This window comes from Herbidospora galbida (genome assembly GCF_005233835.1).
GTDB lineage: Bacteria > Actinomycetota > Actinomycetes > Streptosporangiales > Streptosporangiaceae > Herbidospora > Herbidospora galbida.
The window spans coordinates 123,210-137,633 of the sequence record NZ_SZQA01000010.1 but is presented as its reverse complement, the minus strand read 5'-3'; the positions used below and the strand labels follow the sequence as shown (position 1 = coordinate 137,633).

12 protein-coding genes are annotated in these 14,424 nt (G+C 71.7%); 1 reads left to right on the top strand and 11 read right to left on the bottom strand.

Annotation, left to right across the window (positions count from 1 at the left end; all coding sequences use genetic code 11):
• Positions 1–28: 28 nt before the first annotated feature.
• On the bottom strand, positions 29–1,111 hold the full coding sequence (mnmA, locus tag FDA94_RS13195) for a tRNA 2-thiouridine(34) synthase MnmA (RefSeq protein ID WP_281286583.1): 1,083 nt from the start codon (positions 1,109–1,111) through the stop codon (positions 29–31).
• Between the two features lie 59 nt (positions 1,112–1,170).
• Between mnmA and FDA94_RS41070 the strand changes: the two genes are divergently transcribed.
• Positions 1,171–2,178 (top strand): DUF695 domain-containing protein, encoded by a 1,008-nt coding sequence (locus FDA94_RS41070; RefSeq protein WP_137247353.1) that lies wholly within the window; start codon positions 1,171–1,173, stop codon positions 2,176–2,178.
• Positions 2,179–2,344: 166 nt separating this feature from the next.
• Here the strand turns inward: FDA94_RS41070 and FDA94_RS13185 are convergent, their stop codons facing one another.
• The 10 genes from FDA94_RS13185 to FDA94_RS13140 form a co-directional block, all read right to left on the bottom strand.
• Complete coding sequence (locus FDA94_RS13185; protein ID WP_212735307.1) at positions 2,345–3,490, bottom strand: cysteine desulfurase family protein; 1,146 nt, start codon at positions 3,488–3,490, stop codon at positions 2,345–2,347.
• Between the two features lie 295 nt (positions 3,491–3,785).
• A complete protein-coding gene (locus FDA94_RS13180; RefSeq protein WP_137247351.1) occupies positions 3,786–4,733 on the bottom strand; it encodes an electron transfer flavoprotein subunit alpha/FixB family protein in 948 nt (315 codons plus the stop codon).
• A gap of 12 nt (positions 4,734–4,745) precedes the next feature.
• Complete coding sequence (locus FDA94_RS13175) at positions 4,746–5,528, bottom strand: electron transfer flavoprotein subunit beta/FixA family protein (protein ID WP_137247350.1); 783 nt, start codon at positions 5,526–5,528, stop codon at positions 4,746–4,748.
• Between the two features lie 150 nt (positions 5,529–5,678).
• Positions 5,679–6,911 (bottom strand): serine/threonine-protein kinase, encoded by a 1,233-nt coding sequence (locus FDA94_RS13170; protein ID WP_137247349.1) that lies wholly within the window; start codon positions 6,909–6,911, stop codon positions 5,679–5,681.
• Between the two features lie 53 nt (positions 6,912–6,964).
• Positions 6,965–8,911: a serine/threonine-protein kinase gene (locus FDA94_RS13165; protein ID WP_246059827.1), complete on the bottom strand. Its 1,947-nt coding sequence runs from the start codon at positions 8,909–8,911 to the stop codon at positions 6,965–6,967.
• Positions 8,912–8,953: 42 nt separating this feature from the next.
• Positions 8,954–11,242, bottom strand: a complete 2,289-nt coding sequence (locus FDA94_RS39880; RefSeq protein ID WP_212735306.1) for a serine/threonine-protein kinase — start codon at positions 11,240–11,242, stop codon at positions 8,954–8,956.
• Positions 11,243–11,348: 106 nt separating this feature from the next.
• The gene (locus tag FDA94_RS13155; RefSeq protein WP_137247347.1) at positions 11,349–11,861 is read right to left on the bottom strand and encodes a YbaK/EbsC family protein; all 513 of its coding nucleotides are present in this window, start codon (positions 11,859–11,861) and stop codon (positions 11,349–11,351) included.
• Positions 11,861–13,357: a flavin monoamine oxidase family protein gene (locus tag FDA94_RS13150; RefSeq protein ID WP_281286579.1), complete on the bottom strand. Its 1,497-nt coding sequence runs from the start codon at positions 13,355–13,357 to the stop codon at positions 11,861–11,863. The genes FDA94_RS13155 and FDA94_RS13150 overlap by 1 nt, the downstream gene beginning before the upstream one ends.
• Positions 13,354–14,196, bottom strand: coding sequence for a M55 family metallopeptidase (locus tag FDA94_RS13145; protein ID WP_137247346.1), 843 nt, complete (start codon positions 14,194–14,196; stop codon positions 13,354–13,356). The genes FDA94_RS13150 and FDA94_RS13145 overlap by 4 nt, the downstream gene beginning before the upstream one ends.
• A complete protein-coding gene (locus tag FDA94_RS13140; protein ID WP_062349451.1) occupies positions 14,196–14,396 on the bottom strand; it encodes a hypothetical protein in 201 nt (66 codons plus the stop codon). Before FDA94_RS13140 ends, FDA94_RS13145 begins: the two co-directional genes overlap by 1 nt.
• Positions 14,397–14,424: the final 28 nt, after the last annotated feature.

Below are 14,424 nucleotides of genomic sequence, written 5' to 3'. Positions count from 1 at the left end.
GCTGAAGCTTTGCCGGTGGATGACGGCCTCAGGCGGCCGAGGCGATGGTCGCCGAGCCGATCACGGTGTCGCCGTCGTAGAGGACGGCCCCCTGACCGGGCGCGACCCCGGTGGCGGGCGCCTCGAGCGTGATGTGGACCTCGCCCTCGCCCACGCGCACCCGCGCCGGATAGACCTCGCCGTGCGCCCGCAACTGCACCGAACACCCGATCTCGCCCGTAGAGGTGTCGACGGGCCCGTTCCACACCGGCTTGGTCGCGACGATGGACGTCACCTCGAGCGCCGCCCGTGGCCCGACCGTCACCGTGTTGGACACCGGCTCGATCGACAGCACGTAGCGCGGCCGGCCGTCGGCGGCGGGCCGGTCGATGTTGAGGCCCTTGCGCTGCCCGACCGTGTAGCCGAACGCGCCGCCGTGGGTGCCGACGACCTTGCCCGACAGCGCGTCGACGATGGGCCCCTCGGCCTCGCCGAGGCGGTCGGCCAGGAACGCCCGGGTGTCGCCGTCGGCGATGAAGCAGATGTCGTGGGAGTCGGGCTTGTCGGCGACGGTCAGCCCCCGGCGGGCGGCCTCTTCGCGGACCTGGGCCTTGGTCGAGTCGCCCAGCGGGAAGATCGCGTGCGAGAGCTGCTCGCGGGTCAGCACGCCGAGCACATAGGACTGGTCTTTGCCCTCGTCGGGCGAGCGCCGCAGCACCCCGTCTTCGAGGCGCGCGTGGTGGCCGGTCGCGACGGCGTCGAAGCCGAGCGCGAGGGCCCGGTCGAGCACCGCCTCGAACTTGATCTTCTCGTTGCAGCGCAGGCAGGGGTTGGGGGTCCGCCCGGCGGCGTATTCGGCCACGAAGTCTTCGACCACGTCGCGGTGGAAGCGTTCGGCCATGTCCCAGATGTAGAAGGGGATGCCGATGACGTCGGCGGCGCGGCGGGCGTCGCGCGAGTCTTCGACGGTGCAGCAGCCCCGCGCGCCGGTGCGGTAGGACTGCGGGTTGGACGACAGCGCGAGGTGCACACCCGTCACATCGTGGCCGGCCTCCGCGATGCGGGCGGCGGCCACGGCCGAGTCGACGCCGCCGGACATGGCGGCGAGCACGCGCAGAGGCTTGAATCCCATAACCCTTCGAGCCTACCCGCGTTGGCGTCCTGCCCGTCCTGCTGGTTGGATTGCACGCCATGCGGTTGTTCGGGCGCAAGAGCGAGCCGGTTGACCCGGCGGTGGCGATCTCCGAGTTCTGGACGTGGTGGGCCGAGGCCCGCCCCCGGGTGGAGGCCGCCGACGACAAGGCTGAACTGATGGCCCCCGCCGTGGCGGCGATCGACCCGGGCCTGGTCTGGGAGGTCGGCAACGGCCGAGGCAGCCTCTTCTCCCTGGTCGTCAGCTCGGCCGCCAACCCGGAGCTGCGCTCCCTGGCCCACCGCTGGGCGCAGGCGGCCCCCGAGCCCGACGCGATGTGGGAGTTCCATCCGTCCCGGCAGGCGGCCTCGATCCCGGCCGACGTCCGGTTCCCGGCCGGTCCCCACGAGTTCGACATGGCCCGTTTCGTGGTGGCCCTGCGGGTCCCGCCGGGCAGCCCGAGGGTCGACATCTCCGCCTATCACCCGATCTTCGAGGACATCGACGACGACACCCGCATGGAGACCGCCATGCTGGCCCTCGACCGCCTCCTCGGCGAAGACGAGGTGGCCCGCTGGGTCGGCGACGTGACCGCCGCCCAGATCGAGCCGATCGACGCCCTCCCCGCGATCCACCTTCCGGCCGTGGTGGCCGACGTCGCCGAGGGCTTCCAAGACGAACAGTGGGCCCTGCTCGAAGGCACCACGGCCCGCGGCAAGAAGCTCACCGCGACCGCCAGGTTCCCGCTCCGCCCGGTCGACTACCCCCTCTACGACCAGCACATCGCCGTCACCCTGCCCTACCGCAAGTCCGACGGCGACGGCCTCCCGGCAGGCGACTCGCTCGACGCCCTCAACGCCTTCCACCAGACCCTGACCGCGGCGCTGGGCCCGGCTGTGGTGGCCGCCCACGTGAGCTCCGAGGGCGTACGGACCTTCCACGTCTACGCCGACCCGACGGGCGCCACCGAACGCGCGGTCCGCGACCTGGTCTGGCGCGAGGGCCGCCCGGCGATCGTCGTCACGATGGACCCGGAGTGGTCAGCCGTGGCCCATTTTTTGACTTAGCACGTGCTCCGCACGCGCAGGCCTGAGCGCTTTTGATCCGGTGTCTTCCCTCGTCGCTCCGGTTCGCTTCGCTCTCCTGCGCTCCTCAGTCCAGACACCGGCGCGCTCAGGCACAGCATGAGTTGACCTGGCCAGAAAAGCATGAGCAGACCTGGTTTTTCGAACGTCAGGAAAGACCCGCTCGGCGGGCCCGTTCCACGACGCCGCCGATGACCTCGCCGACCCATTCGACGTCTTCCACCGTCGAGGTGTGCCCGAGCGAGAAGCGCAGCGACCCGCGCGCCTGCGCGCCGTCCTGGCCCATCGCGAGCAGCACGTGGGAGGGCTGGGCCACGCCGGCCGAGCACGCCGAGCCGGTCGAGCACTCGACGCCCTTGGCGTCGAGCAGCATCAGCAGGGCGTCGCCCTCGCACCCGGGGAAGGTGAAGTGGGCGTTGCCCGGCAGCCGCCGGTCGGGGTCGCCGTTGACCACCACGTCGGGCACGGCGGCCCGGACCTTCGCGATCAGCAGGTCACGCAGGTCGGTCAGCCGGGCGGCCAGCGCGGCCCGGCGCTCGACGGCGAGCTTCACGGCCGTGGCGAACCCGGCGATGGCGGGCGCGTCGAGGGTCCCCGACCGCACGTCGCGCTCCTGGCCGCCGCCGTGCAGCACCGGCACCGGATCGACCCCCCGCGCCAGCAGCAGGGCCCCGACCCCCATCGGCCCGCCCACCTTGTGGCCGGAGATCGTCATCGCGTCGACCCCGGAGGCGGCGAAGTCGACGTCGAGCTGGGCGACCGCCTGCACGGCGTCGGTGTGGAAGGGCACCCCGGCCTCGTGGGCGATGGCCGCCAGCTCGTGGATCGGCTGAACGGTCCCGACCTCGTTGTTGGCCCACATCACGCTGACCAGCGCGACGTCGTCGCCGATCGCCGCCTTCAGCGTCTCGGGCCGCACCCGCCCCTGGGCGTCGACGGGCAGCAGTTCGACCCGCGCAGACTGGTGGGTGGCCAGCCAGTGGGCCGGATCGAGCGCGGCGTGGTGCTCGATCGAACTGAGCAGCACCCGAGGACGCCGCCGGGCCCAGAACAGCCCCTTGATCGCCAGATTGTCGGCCTCGGTGCCCCCGGCGGTGAACACGACCTCGCTGGGCCGCGCGCCGAGCGCACAGGCGATGGTCTCGCGCGACTCCTCCACGATGCGCCGGGTGCGGCGCCCCGCGGCATGCAGCGAGGAGGCGTTTCCGACCCGGGAGAGCTCCGCCACCATCGCGGCGACCGCCTCGGGAACCATCGGCGTGGTCGCGGCATGATCCAGGTAGGCAGTTCGCACCAAACAAGCGTATCCGCAGTGAACTCCGACTCCACCGCGGGGAATTGGTGGTCGCCCACTACGGCCCGGGCCGTAAGGGCGACCTGAATCGGTCTGCCCGCCGGACAGCCGCCGGAAACCCCCGTTCACGTGGCGGAAAGCCCGAAAGACTCCGCTCCGTTACGGCTCCGCCGGGCCGGCGCCCCCCGCCGCCGACCCCTCCCGCCGCACCCCGCGCCACCCGGCCGCGCCACACCCCGCCGCGACGACCGAAGGGCGCCGAGGCCGAAGCCCCGGCGCCCTTCGTGCGGCCGGACTACTTCCGCTTGGTGATCTCGTCGATCAGCTGCGGCAGCACCTTGTGCAGGTCGCCCACCACGCCGAAGTCGGCGATCTCCCAGATGGGCGCCTGCCCGTCCTTGTTGATCACCACGATCGTCTTGGCGGTCTGCATCCCGGCCCGGTGCTGGATGGCCCCGGAGATGCCCGCCGCAATGTAGAGCTGCGGCGCCACGGTCTTCCCGGTCTGCCCGACCTGGAACTCGTGCGGGTACCACCCCGAGTCGGTCACGGCCCGGGAGGCGCCCACGGCCGCGCCGAGCGAGTCGGCCAGCTGCTCGATGATCGAGAAGTCGGCGCCGACGCCACGACCGCCGGAGACCACGATCGCGGCCTCGGTCAGTTCCGGACGGGAGCTCGACTTCTCCTTCACCCGCTCGACCACGCGCGCCCCGCGGGCGGCGTCGGAGAGCGCGACGTCGACCTTCTCCTCGGTGCCGGCCCCGGCGGCGGCCACCGGCTGGGTCGAGTTGGGACGCAGGGCGATGATCGGCGTGCCCTTGGCGACCTTGCTGTGCACGATCACGCCGCCGCCGAAGACGGGCTGCTCGGCGACGAAGCCCTCGGCCACGCCGACCGCGTCGGTGATGACGCCGCTGTCGGTCTTGATGGCCAGGCGGCCCGCCACCTCTTTGCCCTCGGTGGTGGAGGCGATCAGGACCGCCGCCGGCGACCGGCTGCCGACCAGCGAGGCGAGCAGTTCGGCCTTGGGAGCCACCAGGTAGTCGGCGATGTCGGCCGAGTCGGCGACGTAGATCTTCTCCGCGCCGTACTCCGACAGGCGGGCCTTGGCGACGTCGGTGTAGCCGGGACCGGCCCACACGGCCGACGGCTCGCCGAGCGAGCGGGCCAGGGTGAGCAGTTCGAGGGTGACCTTCTTGATCTCGCCGTCGACCTGTTCGACGAGCACCAGGATCTCTGCCATTGCCAACCCTCCCTAGATGAACTTCTTCGACACGAGGAACTCGGCCGCCTTGGTGCCGCCGTCGCCCTCGTCGTTGACCACGACGCCCTTGCCGCGCGGGGGCGCGGCGGTGAAGTCGGAGACCACGCTCCAGGCGGCGGCGAGGCCGATCTGGGCGGGGTCGATCTCGGCGTCGGCGACGCCGATCTTCTCGATGGGCTTCTTCTTGGCCGCCATGATGCCCTTGAAGGACGGGTAACGCGGCTTGAAGGGGTCGGGCTTCTCGACGACCGACACGACGGCGGGCAGCGTGGCCTCGACCTTGTCGTAGCCGTAGTCGGTCTGCCGGTGGATGCTGATGGCCGAGCCGTCGACCTCGATCTTGCTGGCGAGGGTCAGCTGCGGCACGCCGAGGCGCTCGGCGAGCATCGCGGCGAGCATGCCGGTGCGGGCGTCGGTCGACTCGGAGCCGAGGATGACGACGTCGAACCCGATCTTCTTGAGCGCCTGGGACAGCGCGTAGGAGGTCGAGAGGGCGTCGGAGCCGTGCAGCGCCTCGTCGGACAGGTGGACGGCCTTGTCGGCGCCCATCGCGAGGGCCTTGCGGATGGCGTCGGTGGCCTGGTCGGGCCCCATGGTGAGGACCGTCACCTCGCCGCCGTGGGCCTCTTTCAGCTTGAGAGCGTCTTCGACCGCGTATTCGCAGAGCTCGTTGATGACCCCATTGGCGCTGCGGTCGATCGTGCTGTCATCGGACCGCAGCTTGCGCTCGGTCGCGGTGTCGGGAACCTGCTTCACGCAGACGACGATGTTCATGGCCGGTGGCCGACCTCCCGTACTCAGACGGCTGACGCCGCAGCGGACGACTGGCTATTTGTTACCCACGGGTAGCTTACTCACAAACCCCGCGTACGGGGCACTTGCCCTCACCATACCGAACTATGTTCTGGACAGGTACGGCGGGGGTCAGCTCGCGAGGACGAGCACGCCCAGCGCGAAGAGCACCGCGCCGACGGCCAGCAGCAGGATAAACGTGCTGAAGAAGGTGCTCAGCGCCCACCAGAGCACGATCGAGCCCGCGATGGCCGACAGGTCGAGGACGACGCGCCCTCTCTCCTTGGCGGCCAGGCCGAACATGGCGTCGATGAGGAGCGCCAGACCGTACACGACGAGCAGGAGGAGAGAGGCCTCGGGCAGGTGCTCGCGGCCGGTCGCGGCGAGCAGGCCGACGACCGCGCAGGTGCCGACCACCCAGCGGCGGCGCACCACGTCGCGGCGGCGGGCGAAGGCGATCTCGGCCGGCGAGCGGGTGTCGGGCGGCGGCACGGTCGCCGCCTTCAGCTCGACGGTCTCCTCCTCGCGGTGGGCGCCGGCCGGCGCCGGAGTGACCGGGGTGGCCGGGGCGACCGGGCGCTGGGCGCCCAGGCGGGCAAGCAGCTGACCGGCCGTCGGACGGGCCGCCGGGTCGGTGGCCAGAGCGTCGCGCAGGATAGGGACCAGCCACGAGGGCACCCCGGTCAGGTCGGGCTCGTGGTGGACGATCCGGTAGGCGACCGCCGGGGCGGGCCCCTGGCCGTAGATCGGACGGCCGGTGGCGGCGAAGGCGAGCGTCGTGGCGAACGCGAACACGTCGGCGGGCGGCCCGGCCTCGCGGCCTTCGAGGACCTCGGGGGCCAGGTAGCCGGGGGTGCCGACGACCGCGCCGGTGTCGGTCACCGAGACCAGGTCGAGTGCGGAGGCGATGCCGAAGTCGATGAGGTAGGGCTCGCCGTCGGCCAGCATCACGTTGGCCGGCTTCAGGTCTCGGTGGACGACCCCCGCGTCGTGGATCGCCGCCAGCGCCTCGGCCAGGCCCCGCGCCAGCCGCAGCAGGTCGGCGTCGTCTTTGACCGGGCCCTCGGCGACGATCGTCGACAGGGCCCGGCCCGGCACGTAACGGGTGACGATGTAGGGCCGGTCACCCTCGAGCGACACGTCGAGGACCTCGGCGATGTGCGGCCCGCGCACCCGCAGCATCGTCTCGACCTCGCGCGACAGCCGGGTGATGGCGGAGGCGTCGGCCGCTATGTGCGGGTGGAGGACCTTCACCGCGACGGTGCGGCCCTCGGCGTCGAGCGCCAGATGGACCGCACCGAACCCACCCTTGCCGAGGGGCGACAGCAGCCGATAGGGCCCGGCGTTAGAGACGCTCGACTCCACCGGCTGCTCCCTTCAGGATTCACGTGTCATCGTGCCCCGTCGCGGGCTCTGGCTCACTTTCCGACGAGGAATCCCAATCCGATCTGGCTCATCAGGTCTTCGAACAGGCCGGTGATCAGGTTGACCGCGGTGTCCTGTCCCTTGCCGAGACTGGCGACCAGGTCGTCGATCACGGCCGACGGCGGACGCCAGGGCGTCCAGACGGCTTCGGCCGACAGCGCGGTCATCACGATGAAGAACGCCAGCGTGCCGAAGACCAGGGTGACCACCATGCCGGCGCCGGGGCTGCGGATGACGCCCGCCAGCGCCCGCTGCACCGCCTGGCGCGGCTTGCGCCCGCCCGGCAGCAGGAACAGCCCGCCGACGAACGCCGCCGCCGCGTAGGCCGCCGCGCCGTCGGTCGTCAGCCCGCCCAGGTAGCGGCACGCGCCCCAGACGCAGATGCCGAACAGGATGCCCAGCGGGACGTGGATCACGGTGGCCAGCACCGCCTTGACCAGCGCCCACGGAGTGCCGAGCACGGCCCGCATCGGGTCGGAGTTGCTGGTGCCCCGGACCGACCGGCGCTCGCTCATGTCGCCGATCAGCGAGTTGCCGACCCGCAGGCACAGCACCAGCACGACCGCGAACAGGCTCACCATCACCGGCAGCAGGCACGCCGCGCCGACCAGCGTCGCCAGCATCAGCCCCGCCATCACGGGGTGGCTGGTCTTGTAGCGCGGCCGGTCCTGCTGCGGCTGCGGCGGGGTGTAGGGCCGCGCCTGCGGCGGGGCCGGGGGCGCCGACCGCTGCTGCTGGGGCGACGGGAAACCGGCCACCCGCTGGTCGGCGTAGGGCGGCGGCGCGAACTGCGGCGGCGGCTGATAGGGCGGCACGTTGGCCGGGACGTAGGGCGGCGGCTGCGACGAGCCGCCCGGACGGCGCCGCGACTCCTTCTGCGGCCGGGGCTCACGCTCGGGCGCGACGTAGTTGACCGGCGGCAGCAGGTCGGAGAACGTCTCGTCGCGCCGGGCCGAGGGCACGGCGTCGTCGAGCACGCGGGTGCCGTCGCTCAGCACGCGGGTGCCGTCGGACAGCACGCGGGTGCCGTCGGTGAGCACCCGGGTCCCGTCGTTGAGGACCCTGGTGCCGTCGGCCAGCACGCGGGTCCCGTCGGACAGGACGCGGGTGCCGTCGACGGCCTGGTTCTTCTGGACGGCGGTGCCGCCCTCCTTGAACACCGTCACCGTCGGGTCGAGGGCGCGCGAGAGTTTCAGCAGCGACCCGGCCGTCGGGCGGGCGGTGGAGTCGGTGGCCAGGGCGAGCCGCAGCCAGCCGCGCAGGAACGCGGGCGCCGCGTCGACCTGGGCCTTGCCCTCCAGGATGTTGTAACAGACCGCCTCGAAGGTGCCCGAGCCGAACGGCGGCTTGCCGGTCGCGGCGAAGAACACGGTCGCGGCCAGCGCGTGGACGTCGGCGGCCTGGGTGATCTCGCTGTCACGGATGATCTCCGGTGCGAGGTATCCGGGGGTGCCGACGAACATGCCCGTCTGGGTCAGCCGGGTGGCGTTGACGAGGTGGGCGATGCCGAAGTCGATGACCAGCGGTTCGAACGTGCCAGACCCGTCGTCGACGAGCATCACGTTGGCCGGCTTGAGGTCGCGATGGATGACGTCGGCGTGGTGGATGGCCACCAGCGCCTCGCACAGCCCCCGGGCCAGCTTGGTCAGTTCGTCGCCCTTGAGCGGGCCGTCTTCGAGCACCCGCTGCTCAAGAGTGCGGCCCGGCGCGAAGCGGGTGACGATGTAGGGCGTGGCGCCGGTCAGGTCGGCGTCGAGGACCGCGGCGACGCGGCCGCTGCGCACCCGGCGCATCGTCTCGACCTCGCGGGTGAGACGGTCGCGCGCCTTCAGGTCGGATGCGACGTGTGGGTGCAGGACCTTGACGGCGACTTGGCGGTCGTCGGAGTCGAGCCCCAGATGGACGACGCCCATCCCGCCCTCGCCAAGTCGCCGGAGCAATCGGTAGGGACCGATCCTCTCCGGTGCTTCCGTTGCGGCCAACTATGAACCCCCTAGTCCTGATTTCCGCAGTTGTTCCAGCCGTTGTGTCAGTTCCGGCAGGTCGAAACCCCAGATCAAACCTGCCGTGTGGATCTCGGAACTGAGCGACAACAGCGCGACTCCCGCGAGGACCACCGCCACCACCCCCACGATGGCCGCGACCCCGATCGCCATACCCCTGGTGGGGAACAGCGATGCCAGCGTACGGCGTACCTGGCGGGTGGGGGCCTCGACGGCGGGGCCGGCGCAGATCGTCCAGAGGGCGACCGCGACGCCCCAGCCGAGAGTGGCGGGGATGTCCATGTTCGTGAGCACCGTCAGCAGCAACGTGACGGGAATGCCGAGGATGAGCCCGTAGAAGATGAGCCCCAGCGTCGCCCCGGCCGACTTGGCCAGCGCGGCGGGCTCGTTGAGCACCCGGAACACGTCGCCCGCCGCCGCGCTCACCTGCCGCTGGCCGTTGAGCTGCGGCTGGGCGATGTCGGCGGCCCGGAAGAGGATGACGCTCGGGATGATCAGCAGTGCGGCCAGCGTCGGCGCGATCGCCGCGCCGCCCAGCAGCGCGACCTGCATGAGCACGCTCGCCACGCCGTAGGCGCGGGAGCGCTGCAGCATGGCGCCCGGACGCGCGCCCGGGTTGTGCAGCGGCGGGGGCGGCGGGACGCGCAGCGTCTCGAGGAACGGCGCCGGCTTGGGCTGGTGGACCTGCGGGGTCCGCTCGTAGAGCTCGGCGGGCTGCTCGAAGAACGCCTGCTGCGGGTTCTGCGACTGGCGCAGCTCCTCGGGCCGGACCCGGCGCGTGGGCAGATCGCCGTCGCGCGGCTGCTCCCAGCCGCCCTGACCGGCCCGGCGGGTCGGCATGTCGCCGTCGTCCCAGCCGCTCTGCCGGCCCGGCATCCGGGTCGGAACGTCGCCCTCGCCCGAGAGCCCGGCCCGGCGCAGGTCTTCGCCGGTCACCCGGACCGTCGGGAACGGGTCGCCGCCGCCCCGGCCGGGAACGTGCCCGGGGCCGGAGGGGTTGACGGCCTGCCGCGGCGCGGTCGGCTCGGCGGGGCCGGGGCTCTGCCCGGTGTTCGGATGTCCGGTGAACCCGGAGGGACCGGTGCCGTGCTGCTGCCCCGGATAGCCGGGCCCCTGCCGGCCGCCCTGAGCGGGATTGGCGCCGGTGCCCGGATAGCCCTGGTTCGGCCGGTTCGGGTGGCCCTGGGTCGGCCGGACGTCGCTCGTCGGGATCGGCTCGGCCGGCGGCTGGTGGCCCGCGTAGGGGGTGTCGTTCAGGAGGGAGACATACTCCTCCTGCGACGGCTGGCGGCGGACGACCGGGGTGATCAGCGGATTGGCCTTCGGACCGGCCACCGGCTGGTTGACCTGGTCGGTCGACGGGGGCCGCGGCGTGGGCGGCGGGCCGTCGACGCCGAAGACGGCGATCGGCTGGCCGGTCTGGTCGTCGATGTTGGGGACCGTGGTGACCTCGTCGGGCACCCGGGGACGCCGCGCCTGCGGCATCAGCCGGGCCACCTGCTCGCGCAGCTCGACCGCCCGGGGACGCCGCGAGGGGTCGCGCTGGAACGCCGCGCGCAGCACCGCCTGGATCACCGGCGGGGCGGCGTCGACGTTCGCCTTGCCCGAGGTGATGTTGAAGAAGATCATCTCCAGCGTGCCCTTGCCGAACGGCGGCAGGCCGGTCGCGGCGTAGAGCAGGGTGCCGGCCCAGGCGTGCACGTCGACCTCGGGGCCGGCCTCGTGACCCTCGATGATCTCGGGGGCCAGGTAGCCGGGGGTGCCGATGAACATGCCGGTCTGGGTCAGCCGGGTCGCGTCGACCGCCTGGGCGATGCCGAAGTCGATCAGCACCGGGTCGCCGTCGAGCATGAGCACGTTGCCCGGCTTCAGGTCGCGGTGGATGACCCCGGCCGCGTGGACGGCCGACAGCGCGTCGGCCACCCCGTAGGCGATCTTGAGCAGACCTTCGACCGACATCGGGCCGTCGTGCTTGATCAGGTCGTCGAGGGGTTTGCCGGGGACGTAGCGCGTCACGATGTAGGGCCGCTGGCCCGTCACGTCGGCGTCGACGACCTCGGCGATGTAGGGGTTGCGGACCCGCCGCATCGTCTCGACCTCGCGGGAGAGCCGGCGGCGCGCCGTGTCGTCGCCGGCGACCTCCGGGCGCAGCACCTTGACGGCCACCTGCCTGCCGTGAGGATCAAGGGCCAGGTGGACCACGCCCATGCCGCCTTCACCGAGCCGCCTGAGCAGCCGGTAGGGGCCAAGTCGGTCGTCCTGATTCATGCCTTTAGCACCATACCGACTAAAACACCGCCCATGAGTGAACCATCAGGCCACATTCCTGCCCTGTACAACGGCAGGATTGGTCCAACGGTTTCCCACCCTACGGTCACAAAGTGAGCAACAGCACCTCGCCCCGGGTGGCGGTGACGAGATCACTACCGGAAAGCGCCAGCTTGGACCGGCGAAGCCCGCTGCCGATGACGACGAAGTCGCGGCGGGTCACGTTTTCGTCAACGAGCACCGGCCAGCCCTCCGGCAGCCCGATCGGCGTGATTCCGCCGTATTCCATCCCGGTCAGCGAGACGGCGTCGTCCATCGGCGCGAACGAGATCTTGCGGGCGTCGAGGTGCCGCCGGACGATCCCGTTGATGTCGGCCCGGTGGGTGGCCAGCACCATGACGGCCGCGTAGCGGATCTCGCCGCCACGCTTGGCCGCCACGACGACGCAGTTGGCCGAGTCCTCCGGGGCGACGCCGTAGGTCTCGCAGAAGGCGGCGGTGTCGGCCAGGCCGGGGTCGATGGCGGTCGCCCGCAGGTCGATCTTCAGGTCCGGTACGGCCTTCGCCACCGGTTCGGCCAGCAGATCGAGGTGGTCGGCGGCGGGGACCCAATCCAGCATCAGTTCTCCTTCAGCGCCCTCTCATGGATCGAGAGCACTGCCTTGCGTGCGGACTCGAAGGCCCCAGCCTGCCAGGCCACCAGGCCGGTCATCCAGTCACCCGCCAGGTAGACGCGCCCGTGGGCCTGCGGCACGCCCTGGAGGCCGACGTTCATCATGCCCTCGACGTGGGGCCGCTTCGCCCACGACATCGAGACGGCCGACAGCAGGTCCTTGCGGTAGCGCGGCCCGTGGACCTGCTCGCCGGCGCGCAGCGCGCGGTCGAGGCGGGCGGCCGGCGACAGGGCGTCGTAGACGGCGGCCGGGTCGGCCACGGTGTAGTAGCCGACGAGCAGGCCCCGGCGCTCGTGGAAGCCGTGCGAGGGATACCAGATGCGGCCGATGTCGAGGTCGGTCTCGCTGGTGCCGCCGTAGATGTTCTCGTCCAGCTCCCACCAGCGGCGGCCGTACTCCAGGCCGAGTTTGCCGCCGGCGAGGACGAAGCCCTGGCCGAGGCGCGAGACGATCCCGGGCGGCAGCGTGCTGGGGACGCGGGCGAGGACGTGCGGGGGCAGGGTGGCGACGCAGTAGTCGGCCCTTGCCGCGCCGTTCTGGTACTCGACGACGACCTCGCGGCCGGTGTCGGTGATCTTCGTGGCCGGGGTGCCGGTCCTGATGCGGTGGCGGCCGACGTTGGCGACCAGGGCGTCGACGATGCGGTCCATGCCGCCGACCGGCTGGAACATGGGCATGGCCTGGTCGTGGGCGAGGTCCCAGGTGAGCGCGTAGGGGATCCGGTAGCCCAGCACCTCACTCACCGACGGGATCGGGCCGGTGTCGGCGCGGCGCTCGCCGCCGTCGTAGGTGAGCTGCTCGCCGAGCTGGCCGAACTCGCGTAACAGGTCGAGCAGGTCGGTCTTGTCGGCCGCGGTCAGGTCGGCGTCGAGGGCGCCCTGGTTCGTGGCCTTGGCCAGCAGTTCCGACAGGTATCCCTGGGTGTCGGCGCGGGCGGTGCGCAGCCTGATCGACTTCCCGGAGGTGTGGACGTAGGCGTCGGCGTTGGAGTTGACGAAGATCTCCAGGGGCACGCCGAGCTCGCGGCAGTAGTCCATGGTGATCATCCACTGCGCGATGCGGGCCGGGCCGGCGTTGAAATAGGTGCCGTCGCGGAAGGCGGCCCGCTGGGTGACGCCGCCGATCTCGGTGATCTCGTCGCCGCCGCGGATCGTCAGGTTCCGGCCGCCGACCTTCTTGGCGGCCTCCAGGATCGTGACGTCGTACCCGGCCTTGAGCAGTTCGTAGGCGACGGCGAGCCCGGCGATCCCGGCGCCGAGGATCACGACGCGCTTCGGCGATCGGCCGGTCAGGGTGAAGTCGCCCGGCTGGGGCGCGGTGAAGGTGCGGGCCTGGCTGGACGGGACGAGGCCGAGGGCGCCCATGGCGGCCAGCATGGCGCCGGCTCCCCCGGCGACGCCGAGTCCGTGGAGGAGAGCCCTGCGGCTTAAGTCACCCGTCACCCATACACACCGCTTCCGCACGCGACCTGGCCGGCGATCATGGCGTACAGCCCGAAGAGTGCCATGATCTCCCGGTAGTCGGGCGTTGTGAACTCGGTGTTCCTTGCCGATTTGCGCCGGGTTCCCGGGATGATCGCGCAGGCCGAGGCGATGGCGGTGCTGTTCCACTCCACTTCGAGCGTGTACGGCGGCTCGATCGCATAGGGCCGGAAGTCGGCCAGCCGGGTCAGGGCGGTGAGGGTCGACTCCTCGATCTTCTGCTGCGCCACCGCGATCGGCAGCAGCTCGGCGGCGAACATGTCGATGCCCTGCTTGACGGCGACCGTCTCGACGTCGCCGAGCACCTCGCGGGCCTCATCGCAGACCGCCACGTCACCGGTGACCAGCACGACCGGCACCCCGACGAACCCGGCGAACGCGGCCACCAGCCGGGTCTCGCCGCAGATCTCGCCGTTCAGCCAGACGTTCTGGATCTCCTTGCCCATCCACGTGTGGTTGAGCACCCCCTGGGAGACCCCGGCCCGCGCGTGGTAGCCCGCGAAGATCGCGGCGTCGAAGCCCTCGGTGAGGCCCTGGCCCATGCGGTGGGGCTTGCCGGGGCCGCGGATCAGGGTGGCGCGCGGGTCGAGCTGGTCGATGCGCAGGTTCCTGGTCGAGCCGTGGGCGTCGTTGACCAGCACCTGCGTCGCCCCGGCCGCGAACGCGCCCCGGATGACGGCGTTGGCGTCGCCGGTCATGAACTCACAGCCGCGCTCGTAGCCCCGGCCGCCGTGGTGCATCTCCTCGGGGTCGGTGAGCCCGGTGACGCCCTCCATGTCGACGGACAGGTAAACCCGCATCAGTAGCTCCGCAATCGATCGACCTCACGGCGCAGCGCCACCACTTCCCGGCGGAGCATCTGGATCTCCCACAGCGCCTCCTTCATGTCCTGCGCGTGGTCGGCCCGGGTGACGTACCGGGCGTCGACCCGGACGCGGACGGCCCGGCGGAGCCGGGGCGGGGCGAGCACACGAAGGACGAGGCGGAGGACGGGCCGCATGACCCGAAACCCTAGCCGGGATGCACGG